This window comes from Microbulbifer mixtoriginis (SeqCode) (assembly GCF_052468275.1).
Genome location: NZ_CP174341.1, coordinates 1,036,762 through 1,051,314 on the forward strand (window position 1 = coordinate 1,036,762; position 14,553 = coordinate 1,051,314).

12 protein-coding genes are annotated in these 14,553 nt (G+C 50.5%); 4 read left to right on the top strand and 8 right to left on the bottom strand.

The window, feature by feature from the left end; genetic code table 11:
• The first annotated feature begins 135 nt into the window (after positions 1 to 135).
• Positions 136 to 1,083, top strand: a complete 948-nt coding sequence (locus ACJJIC_RS04685) for a DUF5996 family protein (RefSeq protein ID WP_444899615.1) — start codon at positions 136 to 138, stop codon at positions 1,081 to 1,083.
• Positions 1,084 to 1,333: 250 nt separating this feature from the next.
• Here ACJJIC_RS04685 and ACJJIC_RS04690 read toward each other — a convergent pair whose 3' ends face one another.
• The 6 genes from ACJJIC_RS04690 to ACJJIC_RS04715 all read right to left on the bottom strand — a co-directional run bounded on the left by ACJJIC_RS04690 (position 1,334) and on the right by ACJJIC_RS04715 (position 5,757).
• Positions 1,334 to 2,161: a DUF5694 domain-containing protein gene (locus ACJJIC_RS04690; RefSeq protein ID WP_444910700.1), complete on the bottom strand. Its 828-nt coding sequence runs from the start codon at positions 2,159 to 2,161 to the stop codon at positions 1,334 to 1,336.
• A gap of 204 nt (positions 2,162 to 2,365) precedes the next feature.
• Positions 2,366 to 2,827 (bottom strand): YccF domain-containing protein, encoded by a 462-nt coding sequence (locus ACJJIC_RS04695; protein WP_444910699.1) that lies wholly within the window; start codon positions 2,825 to 2,827, stop codon positions 2,366 to 2,368.
• Between the two features lie 288 nt (positions 2,828 to 3,115).
• On the bottom strand, positions 3,116 to 3,634 hold the full coding sequence (locus ACJJIC_RS04700) for a nuclear transport factor 2 family protein (RefSeq protein ID WP_444910698.1): 519 nt from the start codon (positions 3,632 to 3,634) through the stop codon (positions 3,116 to 3,118).
• Positions 3,635 to 3,966: 332 nt separating this feature from the next.
• Complete coding sequence (locus tag ACJJIC_RS04705; RefSeq protein WP_152455425.1) at positions 3,967 to 4,197, bottom strand: hexameric tyrosine-coordinated heme protein; 231 nt, start codon at positions 4,195 to 4,197, stop codon at positions 3,967 to 3,969.
• Between the two features lie 96 nt (positions 4,198 to 4,293).
• Positions 4,294 to 4,671: a PH domain-containing protein gene (locus ACJJIC_RS04710; RefSeq protein ID WP_444910697.1), complete on the bottom strand. Its 378-nt coding sequence runs from the start codon at positions 4,669 to 4,671 to the stop codon at positions 4,294 to 4,296.
• 165 nt (positions 4,672 to 4,836) lie between these two features.
• Positions 4,837 to 5,757, bottom strand: coding sequence for a LysR family transcriptional regulator (locus ACJJIC_RS04715; RefSeq protein WP_252083631.1), 921 nt, complete (start codon positions 5,755 to 5,757; stop codon positions 4,837 to 4,839).
• A gap of 206 nt (positions 5,758 to 5,963) precedes the next feature.
• Here ACJJIC_RS04715 and ACJJIC_RS04720 point away from each other — a divergent pair, with 206 nt between their 5' ends.
• The 3 genes from ACJJIC_RS04720 (at position 5,964) to ACJJIC_RS04730 (ending at position 9,774) form a co-directional block, all read left to right on the top strand.
• Positions 5,964 to 7,409, top strand: coding sequence for an NAD-dependent succinate-semialdehyde dehydrogenase (locus tag ACJJIC_RS04720; RefSeq protein ID WP_445356532.1), 1,446 nt, complete (start codon positions 5,964 to 5,966; stop codon positions 7,407 to 7,409).
• A 130-nt stretch (positions 7,410 to 7,539) separates the two neighbouring features.
• Positions 7,540 to 8,853, top strand: a complete 1,314-nt coding sequence (gene aptA / locus ACJJIC_RS04725; protein WP_444887420.1) for an omega-aminotransferase AptA — start codon at positions 7,540 to 7,542, stop codon at positions 8,851 to 8,853.
• A 339-nt stretch (positions 8,854 to 9,192) separates the two neighbouring features.
• Positions 9,193 to 9,774 carry an HdeD family acid-resistance protein gene (locus tag ACJJIC_RS04730; protein ID WP_445356533.1) on the top strand — a complete coding sequence of 194 codons (582 nt, stop codon included), beginning with the start codon at positions 9,193 to 9,195 and terminating at the stop codon, positions 9,772 to 9,774.
• A gap of 129 nt (positions 9,775 to 9,903) precedes the next feature.
• On the opposite strand, the gene ACJJIC_RS04735 is transcribed toward ACJJIC_RS04730, so the two are convergent.
• Positions 9,904 to 12,639, bottom strand: a complete 2,736-nt coding sequence (locus tag ACJJIC_RS04735; RefSeq protein ID WP_445356534.1) for a M1 family metallopeptidase — start codon at positions 12,637 to 12,639, stop codon at positions 9,904 to 9,906.
• A gap of 142 nt (positions 12,640 to 12,781) precedes the next feature.
• Positions 12,782 to 14,332, bottom strand: coding sequence for a CocE/NonD family hydrolase (locus tag ACJJIC_RS04740; protein ID WP_445356535.1), 1,551 nt, complete (start codon positions 14,330 to 14,332; stop codon positions 12,782 to 12,784).
• Between the last annotated feature and the right edge of the window lie 221 nt (positions 14,333 to 14,553).

The following is a 14,553-nucleotide window of genomic DNA, read 5'->3' on the forward strand; positions in this document are numbered from 1 at the left end:
TGTAAGTTATGTTGGCATGTAGAGAATCATTTGGTGTCGATAATGTTACTGTTGTGGATTTTTCCGAATGCTGCTTATTTTTTTGCTGAGGCAGTAGCCTTTTATTTTATTTGTTGTGAGTGATCGGAGTGAAATATGAAGATGCCTTCAAATCGTTCTAAGAATTCAGATTGGCCTGAACTTCACTTTCAAGATTGGTCAGACACAGTGGCCACATTACATCTGTGGACACAGATCATTGGTAAGATTCGCTTGGTTCAGACACCTTGGACAAATCACTCCTGGCATGTGCCTTTTTATATATCAGCAAGGGGATTGAATACCTCTCTGATCCCCTATGATGGAAGAGCTTTTTCTATTGAATTTGATCTTCTTGAGCATCAACTTTCAATATTGGTCAGTGATGGTGGCAGGCGTATCATACCGTTAACGCCAATGTGCGTTGCCGATTTCTATATGGCGGTTATAAATGTAATGAGGGATCTTGGTCTTTCAGTTGAAATCTATACCACACCTAGTGAGATTGCCAATGGTATCCCCTTTGAAGAGGATAGGAATCATTGTCATTATGACTCAAGGTTTGCAACCCGTTTTTGGCAGGCGCTAGTGCAAATAGATAGAGTTTTTAAAGAGTTTCGTTCCCGTTTTATAGGGAAATGCAGTCCTGTACATTTTTTCTGGGGAAGTTTTGATTTAGCGGTTACACGTTTCTCTGGCAGAGAGGCACCTCTGCATCCTGGAGGCGTTCCAAATTTCCCTGACTGGGCTGCTCAAGAGGCATACTCTCATGAAGTCAGTAGTGCTGGGTTTTGGCCCGGCGGAGGAGGTTATAAAGATGCTGCATTTTATTCTTATACGTATCCTGCATCTGATAAATTTTCGGGTCAAGAGGTTAGTCCGGATTCTGCGTTTTATTCAAAGGAGCTGTCTGAATTTATCCTTCCTTATGATGAGGTGAGGAAGTCTACTGCACCAGATGAAACATTATTGGCTTTTCTGCAGAGTACCTATGAAGCTGCAGCGAGCACTGGAGGGTGGGATCGGAGTGCTCTAGAGAAAGAATTTATTCCAAAAGCTAGATAGAAATATTGATAGCAAAATCATAGGTATGATTATTAAGGTGGATGTAATCTTGTTTTTGTATGGTAATTCCTGAGCTGAAAATAAACTATCTTACACGTAGTTAGGGAGGGAAAACTAAAGTTAAAATTTCTTGTGTGTTTATTTTTTGCTAAGCTTGGATATCGCACTATATGTAGTGTGATATCCAAGGGTATGGATTGGAATGAGTATTACTCTCAATTGTTAGTGATAAATAAGCCAGGTAGGAATTCTAGAGGTAATTATTGATATCCCACGCCCGGCGACTTTTGTCAACCTCTAGAAGGGTCTTTAGGATAGCAGTATGACCTGAGCCACCGATAGCAATTACTTTAGTTCCTGGCTGGGCTTTGGCCTGTATATTAGCGTACATACGAAAATTACGGTGCCACCAGCTTGCTGCTGCATCGGCCCCAATAAAACCTTTACCTGCACCTATATCATTTTCCATAATATAGAGATTCATATTATCTTGATCTTCCTTTGAGCTATTATGGAATTGCAGTAATTGACCTAAAGATAAAGTGCTGTGCCTGAGAGACGTATCCTTGCCGATTTTCTCTATGAGTTTGTCATGAGTTCTTTTTCTCTCCGGTGTTTCTTTGGTCATATAATCTCTTAGTTCAGCACCTTTCCAATGAACATTTCTTTCGTCATAACAAAGTACCTTGTCCAGTCCCGCTTTTTCCGCTATACGAAATCCCAGTTGTTGATTCTCATTTACGCTGAGGTCATGGTTGCCATTTTTATAAGAATTGAACTTGCGATTTATTGTTTTTTGATATGTCGGCGGGCATTCAATTAATACATGGGTGGGCCCCTCATCTGCAAGCTTGTTAGTAAGTTGCTCCAAATAGCGCTGGTTATTGGGGGTCAGTACGTTGATTACCTCTGACTTTACTGAATCCAATCCAGGATTATGAAAATGAAAAACACCAAATAGCATTACTTGGGCTGCTGGTGTGTCCTGCTCTGGTATTATGGGATTTTCAGCGGCGTAGCCAATAGAGTTGACAGCTAAAGCAAATGTACCAGCTAAAATTAAGGTAAGTTTTCTCATTGTTATACTCCCTGTGTTCATTAAAATGAGTGACGATTGTTATGTCACTCACTGTAAGACGCTGTAGAATCACAGGGAGATGCAGTATCAATAAATTTATTGTCTGCTATTTAAATAAAGCTATCTGGTACTAATGGCTTAAAGGTTCATTGATCACCTTGTCTCATTGAAACCATTTATCAGAAAGGCCTTACTCTTAAATGGCTAGATGTTTCCTCTCATTCTTGAAACTATCGTCTCAGCATTTTTCATCCTTGCAGCTTGGGCTACTTCTGTCACTACAATCGTTTTTCCAATTGGTGATAAGGATATACCTGCAAGCTTTAAGTGTTGAATGGCGAAAGGGATACCAATGATGGTTACAAAGCAGGCAATAGCATGTACCAAATGACCAATCGCCAGCCAAATTCCGGCAAATAGGAACCAGATGATATTGCCGATCAAGCCAAGTCCACTGGTCCCAATATCTTCGTTTAGGGTCAGCTCCTTGCGTGAAATAGCCTCACGTCCAAAGGGAAAGAATGAGAACATGCCCATTACAAAGCAGGCCCTACCCCAGGGAATACCGATAATGCTGACAAAGGCGATTAGTGCAAAAAACCACCAGCAAAGTCCCATAAAGACTCCGCCAAGAATAAACCATAAGAAATTGCCCAGGGTTCGCACACTTACTTCCTCGAGAGTTATTGTGGGGACTTAATGCAGTTGCTGTTCAGGTACCAGGGCTAAAACCTTGCCAGGCGGCACCCAGAAAGGCGATATCTTTCCCCTTTTGATATGCCCATACCACTCTGACGCGGTAGAGAGCTTCTATAGATGCATTAGGGCAAAAATTTGAATGAAGCACAATGGCTGGCATAGAGTGGTCAATCTCACCGGCTGGCGAAAGAGAGGTGAGCGCACTAGAAGAAAGCCCAATACTGCTAAGGATTACCGTTTATTAGCTTTTATACTTTATGGGATGAGCTCGTTAGCTTGGGCATTGGCATTCAGTAGCCGCTCGCATTGACTCTTGCCAATAATTGGCAGTTGGTTATCCAAAAATCCCATTTGTTTAAGTACAGTGGCTTGATCCCAATAGATATGTTCTGAGCTGATCTTATCGCCGTCAAAGTCAATTACTGCAACATGGGGAACAGACAGTTTCCTTCCCGTGGCTTCGATACCTGGAGCGAACCAATCCATACGCAGGGAGTGTGTCAAATGCAGGATAAACTCATCGATAACTCTGTGTTTTCCTACTGTGCGAGTCAGTAGCTCCAGGCTAACATCGGCCGGCATCTGCGGTATAAAAATATCCCTATAGAAGTTCCTCAGGGGTTCCTTTCCGGTTGCACCTGTGTTTACCGGGACGTGAATTAAAACAGGGTTGTCGGTCATAGTGGCGATAGCAGCATCAGCATCCTTTAGCTCAAACTCGGCTGCTGTATGGGTTTCCCAGACCGTAACAAGTCGTTCTTCTTGCTCACTCATGTCTATTACCACTCCATATTCCAAAAGGAGATAGGTACCAATGGCAATGTGATCCGCTCAATTGAGCCTTACCTTTATCGATATCTATACCAATGTCTAGATCAAGGTTTCTCTGCCACGGGCATCCAAAAGAAAGAATAGTTGCAATATAGATTGAAGAATTGGGGATGCTGGTGTTTCTTGATGTTTATAGTGAATTCTGTTGAATATCAGCCAGGGGACTGGTTTTATTTAGGTAAAGCTTGACTGGATATTTATGGTGAGGAAAGGGGAGAGGCGCTTTACAGAACTTTTAGCTAATTTTCAAATTCAATGTAAAGCGCTGAAATCTCTTAACCGCGCCAGTAGTTATTGGCGGCCGCTACTGTCTGAAAGTTGATGGCAACTACCTGGGATGAGGCGATCAAGCTATCTGCGTTTTCCTCGTAGGAAGCTCTCAACTTGCCTCTGACCTCATCCGAAGGTTGGGTGTATTTCACTCCCATTCTGGATAGTTTCATGGCCAATTCAAACCCTTGCTGTGCATTCTCGGTAATCAAACTTTCTAACCACATGTGTGACATGAACTTCCCTCTCTTGTGTATAAAATCTGTGGTGGCATAAATATACCGACTTAACATTAAAATTGAAGGCCTAAATTGTGACGTCCTTCAATATTGTTAAGCCAGTACATACATACTGATATATTGATTAAATTGGATAAGATCAAAAGACCCTTTGATTTCAAATTTGACCTTTCCCACCTCGCTGAGATACACCACGATTTCACAGTCCAGGTCAAAGGTGCCAGAGCTTTCTACAGAAAACGCCTGTATTTTACTGTAGGGCAGTGATGTGTAGTCGACCTTGGAGCCGGTAATTCCCTGGACGTTGGCTGCGATAATTCTTTTGTTGGTAAAAACCACCTGATCGCGAATGGTTTTGAACCCTGCGAAGATAGATTCACCTTCAATTAAAAATTTATTGAAATCATCTCTAGCCTCGGAGATATCAATAGGCTTCAGTTTGAATATGGGTGAACTTTCAAAGTCGATCATAAAGCTTCCATGTGATTCATTTTGACACGCAGTTATTGTATATATGCTGCATTTTTATAACAGTGCAAACCTTTGGGTTTATTGCCAGTCATTAATGGCTTATAGGTCTTTCGTCTGGGCAGCAGTAACCTAGACCAATTTAGGCTACTGTGGCTTTGCCGATAGTTAGTTTTTAATTACTAAAGCCCGCAAAAATAGCTGCACAGCCGGGTGGTCTGCTGCATTTTTTTTAAAAGTTGCAGCATTCTGAATGCGGTAGTGAAAACGCTCGGCCAATAGCGGCTTCAGCTTGCCGCACGCCACATATTTTTGTGCGAGATAATCCGGTAGAAAGCCCACAAAACAGCCGGATAGAATCATCGCTAGCCTTGCGGCCATATGGTTAGCGGTGGAACGGTTGGGAAATAATCGGTAAAGGTGAGCCGCGCCAGAGAGCACGGCATGACTGGGGGCTGCCAGTTCCTGCTGGGTAAGTAATTCCTCGCTGACCTGATCCGCTTGGGCACATGGGTGTTGGGCGCCACAGTAGAGTGTGGATTGGTGGTGGAATAGCGGCTGGTATTCCAAGCCTGGTCGACGTGTGTGCAAGGGGTTAATCCCCACATCGGCGCGGCCGGCGAGTATCTCCAGCTCCAGTTCCTGGGGTGCGGCAAGTTGTACCTCCAGGTGTAGCTGGGGGGCCTGTTGGCGAAGGTGGGCAATGGTTGCCGGCAAATCCAGTTGTGGTATCTCCAGCACATCGTCTGGCATCACCAGACGCAGATTTCCGGTGAGGTGAGACTGAATGGCATTCACCTGGCTTTTAAAGGCCTCCAGATGGCCATCCAATTCGAGGATGGCCTCGAAGAGTGACTCCCCCTCAGGTGTCAGTTTGAAGTCGGCACGACCGCGGGAGCGCAGGCACAATTGCATACCCAGGCGGGCTTCCAGGTCGGAAATATGTACGCTAATGGTGGAGCGGCCGATATTGAGCGCCACCTCTGCAGGCGCCAGGCCACCGGCGCGCACCACTTCACGGAAAACTCGTAACAGGCGAAGGTCTATATCGCTGAGGCGCCCGCCCAAGGCGCTTTTTGTCTTGCCCATCTGCCGATTTATCCCGTGTTATTTGAGTTAGTTTGCCGTAGCTTAGGCACTGCCCGCGGAGTGGGGATTGGAGTGGACAAGCCACTTCACCCTTAAGTTTGATAAATATAAACTTTAGTTCGAAAAATACTACTATTCTCCCTGGGCTGCTGCGGCCAGAATCGCCGCAATACCATTAATAACAGTAAATTATCAGGAGTTTTCCGGTGGAACTGGCGAATCCAAACCTGTTGAAGTCTCAGAACTATATCGATGGAGAGTGGCGGGATGCTGCGGGCACCGCAGAGGTGCGCGATCCGGCCAATGGCGAAGTACTGGGCTTAGTGGCCGATGGTTCAGCGGAGGATGCAGAGGCGGCGGTAGCAGCTGCGAGCGCCGCCTTCCCGGAGTGGAGCCGACGCACCGCCGGTGAACGTGCTGCCATCCTCAAGCGCTGGTACCAGCTGATTATGGATAACAGCGATGATTTAGCGCGTCTCCTCACTTTCGAGCAGGGCAAGCCGCTGGCGGAGGCCAAAGGGGAAATAATTTATGGCGCCTCTTTTATCGAGTGGTTTGCTGAAGAGTGTCGCCGAGCCTACGGCCAGACGATCCCCACACACAATCCGGCGATGCGCCTGAGCACCATCCGCCAGCCGGTGGGTGTGGTGACCTGCATCACCCCCTGGAACTTCCCCAACGCCATGATTACCCGCAAGGCGGCACCGGCGCTGGCAGCCGGCTGTACTGTGGTGATCAAGCCGGCACTAGAGACTCCACTGTCCGCATTGGCGTTGTGCCAGCTGGCAGAGGAGGCGGGTCTTCCCAAGGGCACCATCAATGTGGTGACCGGCAGCGATTCACCGGGCATCGGCAAGGTACTGACCCAGGACCCGCGCGTGGCTAAATTTACCTTCACCGGCTCCACCGCCGTGGGCAAGCTGCTGATGGCGCAGTGCGCCAGTACCGTGAAGAAGATGTCCATGGAACTAGGCGGCAATGCGCCCTTTATCGTATTCGACGATGCGGATATGGAGACGGCGGTGCAGGCCTGCGTGGCGACCAAATTCCGCAACGCCGGCCAGGTGTGTGTGGCCACCAATCGCATTTATGTGCACGAGTCGGTACACGATGAGTTTGTGGAAAAGCTGCGTGCCGAAGTGGCCGCACTGAAAATCGGCCATGGCTCTGAAGATGGTGTCAGCATGGGGCCGATGATTTATCGCCGCGCGGTGGATCGGGTACAGGACCTGGTACAGGGTGCGGTAGAAGCCGGGGCGAAAATTGAGATTGGCGGTGAGCAGCTGCCCAATGGAGAAAACTATTTCGCGCCCACCCTGCTGACCGGTGTCACAGATGCTATGCGGGTGGCTCAGGAGGAGAACTTTGGTCCCATCGCCGCAGTACAGAAGTTTACCGATGAAGCCGATGTGATCCGCCGTGCCAACGATACCCCTTACGGTTTGGCTGCCTATGTGATGAGCGAGAACATTCGCCGCGCGAACCGTGTGGTGGAAGCGCTGGATTACGGCATGATCGCCTGTAACACTGGGGTTTTCTCCACTACCGTAGCGCCTTTTGGCGGCAACAAAGAATCCGGTATCGGCCGCGAGGGCGGTGTCGAAGGCATGGCCGAATTCTACGAAACCAAATACTGCTGCTTCGGCGCCTGATTTTTAGTTTCGAACGGCAGTGCCGTGCGCTTGTCTGAAATTGCACAAGCGCCTGAAAAAATTCGTGGGAGTCGCTGGCTCCCCAACGTAAATATTTTGAAGTTTCAGGGAACTTGCGGAGATATAGTTTATGTCTGAAATGCCAACCAACGCTTTCTGGATGCCCTTTACCCCCAACCGCACCTTTAAATCTGCCCCGCGGATTGTTGAGCGCGCCGAGGGTATCTACCTCACCGAAAAAGGTGGTCGCCAGATTATTGATGCCACCGCCGGTCTCTGGTGCAGTAATGCCGGTCACGGCCGCACAGAAATTGCCGAAGCTATTTATCACCAGGCGAAAACCCTGGACTACAGCTCCATCTTCAATTTTGGTCACGAGTTGGGCTTTGAATACTCCGAGCGCTTGGTGAAGCACACTCCCGATGGCCTGGATCATGTATTTTTCGGTAACTCCGGTTCCGAGGCCGTAGAGACCGCGCTGAAAATTGCTCTGCAATACCAGCGTGCGCGTGGCAAGGGCACTCGCACCATGTTTATCGGTCGCGAAAAGGGCTACCACGGGGTGAATTTCGGCGGTATTTCCGTGGGCGGTATCGCTCCCAATTACCAGGGCTTTGGCCAGCCGGTGAAAGCGAACCATATGCGTCACACTCTGGATATTGAGCGCAACGCCTTTAGTCGCGGTTTGCCGGAGCATGGTATAGAGCTGGCGGAAGACCTGGAGCGCCTAGTGGCTTTCCACGGTGCGGATCAAATTGCTGCGGTCATTGTCGAGCCGTTTGCTGGTGCCGGTGGTGTAGTACTGCCACCCAAAGGTTACCTGAAGCGCCTGCGCGAGATCTGTGACAAGCACGATCTGCTGCTGATTTTCGATGAGGTGATTTCCGGTTGGGGCCGCACCGGTTCCGCTTTTGCTTCTATCGAGTTCGATGTGACTCCGGATATGATCACCTCCGCAAAAGGTATTACCAATGCGGCGGTGCCTTTGAGTGCGGTGTTTGTAAAAGACGAAATTCATAACACTGTTATGAATGCAGCCGCCGAAGGTATGGTGGAATTTTTCCACGGTTACACCTATTCCGCACATCCAGTGGCCTGCGCTGCGGGTATGGCGACTCTGGATATTTACGAGCGTGAAGGTCTGCTCACGCGCGCGTCTGGTGAAATCGGGCAGCACTGGGAAAATGCCCTGCACAGCTTGGCGGATATGGACAATGTGATCGATGTGCGTAACTACGGTCTGGTTGGTGCTATCGAGCTACGTGCCCCTGAAAACCTTAAAGGTAAGTTCGGAGGCAAGGCTTCCCTTAAGGCCTGGGAATCTGGGGTAATGGCGCGTGGTATCGGCGATGCCCTGTGTATGTCCCCACCGCTGATTATCGAAAAACACGAGATCGATGCGATTGTGGATAAACTGCGCGGTGTGATCGGCGAGTTGGCCTGACCCATACCCTCCGCTGGCAGCCTTAGGGCTGCCGGTTGTCTCCTTTTCCGCTCCTTTTTTCTCCCGCTAAAACCCATCCATGCTAAGCACCCGCTCTCTAACTATTCGCTTGCCTGATTTTTCCGTTCACAAGATTTCTGCGCCTGCTTGTCGTTAAGGGCTACACTGAAATTAGCGGCCTGCGGCGCGATCATAGTCTTTGCAGAGTCGACTATTTGGTCGCGGCCGTGGGCCGCCGCTCTCTTATTTTTGCTGGTTCCAGGGAAAATATGTTCGGCTCTGCAAGGCTTCACAGCCTGGCGCTTCACTCAATGCTGATCTGTAACCCGGGGACTGCTTATGTCCACTGATACTTCTCCTATCCCCGCCGGCCCCATATTGAAGGTGCTCTCCGCCAACTGGTGGTTACTGCTGTTGCGCGGTGTTATCGCGGTAATCTTCGGTGTGCTGACATTTATCTGGCCGGGGTTGTCACTACTCACCCTGGTATTGCTCTTTGGTATCTATGCCCTGCTCGATGGTATTTTTTCTTTGGTGGCGGCAGTTATGGGGCGGCATGCGAGCACTCCTCTTTGGTGGCTGATTGTGTCTGGCCTGATCAGCCTGGCTGCGGGTATTGTGACTTTTATGTTTCCCCAGGTAACCGCTTTGGTACTGGTGATTTTTATCGGTGCTTGGGCATTGGTGCGGGGAATATTTGAAATTGTTGGAGCGATCCGACTGCGCAAGGAAATCGACAACGAGTGGTTGTTGATTGCGATCGGTGTGCTCTCAGTAATTTTTGGCCTGGCAATTTTGGTCAGCCCTGGAGCCGGAGCCCTGGCACTGGTATGGGTAATCGGGGCCTATGCCATTATCTTTGGCCTGCCCATGATCTGGCTGGCATTCCGCCTGCGCAAGCACAGCAAAAGCGAGAACTAAAAAAAAGCTATCGAAGGGTATCGGTGCAATATTCGGGTGTCTGCACCGGTTATTGGTTGGAAGGCTTAGCGTGTACAGGGTGGGGAAATCTCCTCACCCTGTACGGGATAAATAACAAAAAATAGCGGTTTATTTATTTGCCAGCTCTACCGATTTTGGTAGAGCCTCCATCAGCGACTGGCCTTTTTCCTGCAATGCCATACACAACTGAATACGCTCTTCAGTCTGCGCCAGGCTGCGCTGGTAGCCGGGCGTCAGCTTGCCGTGCTGGGCGAATAGCTGCTGCAATTCATCCAATTGTTTTTTATCGCAGAAGGCATTGGCAAATGCGGGTGTATGGCGGCGGATCTGCGCGGGGATTTTATCCACAACCTGAACAAAGTTATTGCGCAGCCAAGCCCAGTGTTGCTCCTGCACCAGCGGCTGCGCCAGGGCGTAGCGAATCAGTGCAAAAGACTCCCGCGGACCCATCTGTTCGCTGAGTGCTAACTTCTGGATAGTCTCTATTTGCTTGGGGCTATTACTGCTGCCGATGGCGTTGGCACTGGCGTTTTCAAAGCGCGGATCATCCAGCTCGGTGCGCACTTGAATCAGGTGTGTGAGGAAGTCCTCTCCGGCATCCTGGATAGCCACGGTCAGGGCGGCTTCGTACAGGTCGGAGTTCAATGCCTGGGGATCGCGCTCGGTGTTAAAGCCGGTAAAGGCTGTAGCCTTTTCCATTAACTGTTTGCGGGTATCCGGGTCTTCTGCTACCAGTGCCATAAAACCGAGCAGGGCGCTGTGCAGCATTTGCTGGTCGGCATCTTCGCTGCTCGCGCTGTTGCTCAATAGTGGCAGATACAGGTTCTGGGCAAAGTTTAGGAAAGCCAAGCGCTCGGCATCGTCGAGATAATTATCGCGGTACTTACGCAGGTAGCGCAGAGGCATGGTAATTACCTGGCGCTTGTCTGCTTTCGCTGACTGGCGCACAACGTCGAGCAAGCGGGGAGCAGGTAGCTTACCGGCTTCGAAGGCAGCGAAGGCGCTGTCGATAATTGAAAGTTGCTCCGTAGGGGCGAACTGGGTGAAGTGCTCGGTAAGGGCCTGCCACTGGGGCTCGGGCAGGTTCCAGCGGTAGTAGCCGCTGCCCTGTGCGTTGGGCATTACCCAGCTGGGGCAGCTGCCTGCAGCGAGTTCCAGGGTCTCTTCTTTACCGGTCAGTATCTGACACTGCTGGGTGCCGCTGTCGCTGCTAAAGCAGAAGGGGATACTCCACTGTTGTGCGGTTGTAGCAATAGGTGAGCCAAGGGGTTTGTAGCGGCTCTGGGTGACATGCAGTTTGGCTTGGGCCGGATTGCTGCAGTCCAGGGCCAGCTCCAGTTGCGGTACACCTTTTTGTTCGACAAAACTACGGAAAGTCTCTGTCAGTTCCGGGGTATTGGTTTCCTTCCCGATCACTTTGTAGAAAGAAGGGGAGTCTGCCTCACCACCGTTAAAAGCTTCCAGATAGCGGCCCAGGGCCGGACGGAATTTCTCCGCGCCGAAGTAGTTATCCACCATATTGATAACGCCCAGGCTCTTGGAATAGGTGATGGAGTCGTAGGCGTTGCGGATATTGTTGTTGTCGCTAACAGGCTCGCGAATGGCGCGGGTGCTGGCAAGGGAGTCCAACTGCATAGCGCCGATTGCGTAGGTGGCGGCGTTCAGGTCGTGGCCGCCCTCGGGTTCCATAATACGCAGGGCCAGTGGTTCGCCCCAGGTGGCGAAGCCCTCTTTTAGCCATAGGTCGTCCCACCAGGGGGGAGTCACCTGATTGCCAAACCACATATGCGCGATTTCATGGGCGTGTACCTCTACCAGAGCCAGGCGTGCGCCGGGAGCGGGGTTATCGCCCACCAGAATGCGTTGCTCGCGATAAGTGATGGCTGCAGACAACTCGGTGGCGCCACTGGGCCACTGGGGCGCGGCGATAATATCGAGCTTTTTAAAGGGGTAGGGGCGCTGCAGTTGATTCTCGAAGGTCTCCACCATTTTGGGGGTGATATCGAGGATGTAATTCATATCGCCACCGCGGCCCTGACGCGCAAAACCGCGCAGGGGGATAGGGTTCTTGCGGTACTTACTCGGTGGAATAGCTGCGCGCTCAACCACATCGAAGGGACCTACCGAGAGGGACAGCAGATAAGTGGACATAGGGGGAGTGGTGGCAAAAGTCACTTTCTCCATGCCGCCCGGCACAGTCTCGCGTTTTAATTCCGGCCCATTACTGATAGCGGCGTAGCCCTCGGGCACAGTGAGGCTGATGGAGAAGGGCGCCTTTAGGCCGGGTTCGTCGAAACCGGGCAGATATTTGCGCGCCTGGATGGACTCAGACTTGGCCAGGGCATAGGCATTGCCCTGCTCTTCCACTTTAAACAGGCCGGCCAGATTGCGATCAAAGTCCGCGGCATAATCCAGCTGCAGGGTGAAGCTGCCGGCCGGCAGTTGCTCGGAGAATTCAACCGTGGCGACGCCGCTGTCGAGGACCTCGCGGTAGCTGGCTTGCACCTCACGCCCGTCTGCCAGTTGCGCAGTGGCTTTGGTTACCGACAGGTTCTTGCCGTGCAACCAGATATGGTTGCCGGCCTGGTCCAGCTGAATGTCGATAGCGACACGGCCACTGAAAGTATCTTTGCGAGGATCGAGAGTCAGGTCCAGGTGGTAGGCGCTGGGCTTTACCCCTTGGGGAAGCTTGCCCTCAGGGGCTTCTCTGATGTCCAGGGCTGTCATTTGAGCGCTGGATTCCTGGTCGATTTTCTGCGGGGCCTTTTCCGCCGGGTTACACCCGGCGACTGTTACTGATAACAGCGCCGCGCTCAGCAGGGCGAGCGGTATCTTCTTGTTCATAGAGCGATGGGGTACTTGGCCAAAAAAAGGCCATTGTACCGCTTTGGTGGAAAATTACGTGGGGCTGTGGGCGTTGAGATAGATCCAGGGGGAATGCCATGCCCGGCGATCAAGCACCGGGCATGGTGATGGCTGTAAAAGTTTACAGGTGTGGGACAGTTAAACTGGAAACCTTGCTGCTGCTATAGGGCACAGTGATGGTGTAGTTGGTGTCTTGTGGCTTCTTGTAAATAGGGCCTTGAGTATCAATAGCCATAACTACTCGGTGACCGGCAGGCACATCGTAGCTGGTGGTGAACAGTTCAACCTCCACTTTTTGCTTCTTACCTGGCTGATCAGTGCGCACAGTAATTGGTGCGTGGGTGATCAGGCGGCCAAGGCCAAAGAAATTGACATCGTAGAGGTGTACATTCATTTGGACCTCGCTCTTACTGGGCTCGATCCACATCTCTAACTTTGGTGCGCCGCGGACTTTCAGGGTCTCAGACTGCCTTGGTGACTTGTATTCGATGGCATAGTAACCGTTGATTGCCATCATAGGTGCGTACACCGGAATGCCGAAACCTTCTAAGGCATCGGAAACCAATGGGATACCGGTACCAGCAAAGGTATCCCAGCCCCCGTGGAATTCATTACTCCAGCTCCAGCCATCATATTTACCGCTCTCCATACTGCCGCTATTGAACATGGTAAAGCGCGGTTGTAGATACCAGGTGGTGCTCTCTTGGGTTACTGGGTAGTCCTCATAGTGCTCCAGCTTGTTGCTGATACGCACGGTCATGTCCACTTTAGGTTCGCGGTTGATTCCGTTGTCTTTGCCCTTCAGGTGGTGATCGAACCAGCGGAAGCTGGTAGACCAAATGTGTCCATCGTTGCCAGAGAGTGTCTCGGTAATGGCGTGGGTACCAGGGTTTAGCATCAGTTTCTTGGGCCCCTCAAGTAGGGAGAAGAAGTCTGTCATGCTGTTTGGCTTGAAAAGATAATCGGCAAAGTTATTTGATACTAGTACTGCTGTACCATTTTCATTTAGTTGATCGACATAGCTTATTGCCGAGCGTTTGGCGCCGAACTCTATAACTTGCTCCATGTTCTGGCCGCTGCGCAGGTCATCCCAGACTTGCTCAAGTTCAGCTTCTTTATCGAAGGCGGTAGTGACAAGTAAGCTACCCCAGACCAAGTTAACGGTTTCATTGGGGTAAAGCGCTTCAACTACATCGGCCCAGCCGGACAGCGCAGCAACCGCATCAATACGGGAGTCTTGCGCGGCGCTTAGTAGGGAAATACCGCCACCATAAGAAATACCAGCCATTCCCAGTTTGCCCACGGAGTAATTGGATTCGAGCCAATCAATCAGCACACCCACATCGGCAATGCTGTTCTCTCCGGCCACGTCCACCAGTCCACCGGAGTGGCCAAAGCCACGGGTGGAGTAGCTTAAAACCAGGTATCCATTTTCAGCCAGCTCCTTGGCCTGGAAGTGGTATTGGCGTTTTTCCAAGCCCCAGCTGTTGGTGAAGATCACGGTAGGGTAGCCCTCCGCTGGTGCCGGGGTTTCCGGCACAAACAGGTTGGCATCGAGTACCGTTCCGTCGAAAGAGGTAATATCCAGGTCGGAAATATATTCAGGGGCCGACCAGGCATGCGCTGACATCATAGCGCCGCCAAGCAGCGCCAGTAGTGGTGTAGTTTTCATTTTTTTCTCTCGTCAAAGTAAATTATTTTTATTTTTTGACCATGATTAATACATTGGTCAGAAGCGCAATATATAGAACCCGGCCGCGTATTTGTATGCTGTTTGATTAAAAAATGAGACGCTTGTCTCGTAGTTTGTCGCTGCCCCCATTAGGTTTTTATATCGACTTTTTTAAATTCACTTTGTCCAGGTGGTCACATAAAAATCGCCTAAAAAGTTCA

Excerpts from the sequence above, each read along its gene's own strand:
- aptA (WP_444887420.1), top strand. The coding sequence starts at position 7,540 with ATGTCTGAAATGCCAACCAACGCTTTCTGGATGCCCTTTACCCCCAAC.
- ACJJIC_RS04705 (WP_152455425.1), bottom strand. The coding sequence starts at position 4,197 with ATGTCACACATGTGGTTAGAAAGTTTGATTACCGAGAATGCACAGCAA.
- ACJJIC_RS04715 (WP_252083631.1), bottom strand. The coding sequence starts at position 5,757 with ATGGGCAAGACAAAAAGCGCCTTGGGCGGGCGCCTCAGCGATATAGAC.
- ACJJIC_RS04735 (WP_445356534.1), bottom strand. The coding sequence starts at position 12,639 with ATGAACAAGAAGATACCGCTCGCCCTGCTGAGCGCGGCGCTGTTATCA.
- ACJJIC_RS04700 (WP_444910698.1), bottom strand. The coding sequence starts at position 3,634 with ATGAGTGAGCAAGAAGAACGACTTGTTACGGTCTGGGAAACCCATACA.
- ACJJIC_RS04685 (WP_444899615.1), top strand. The coding sequence starts at position 136 with ATGAAGATGCCTTCAAATCGTTCTAAGAATTCAGATTGGCCTGAACTT.
- ACJJIC_RS04710 (WP_444910697.1), bottom strand. The coding sequence starts at position 4,671 with ATGATCGACTTTGAAAGTTCACCCATATTCAAACTGAAGCCTATTGAT.
- ACJJIC_RS04740 (WP_445356535.1), bottom strand. The coding sequence starts at position 14,332 with ATGAAAACTACACCACTACTGGCGCTGCTTGGCGGCGCTATGATGTCA.
- ACJJIC_RS04730 (WP_445356533.1), top strand. The coding sequence starts at position 9,193 with ATGTCCACTGATACTTCTCCTATCCCCGCCGGCCCCATATTGAAGGTG.
- ACJJIC_RS04690 (WP_444910700.1), bottom strand. The coding sequence starts at position 2,161 with ATGAGAAAACTTACCTTAATTTTAGCTGGTACATTTGCTTTAGCTGTC.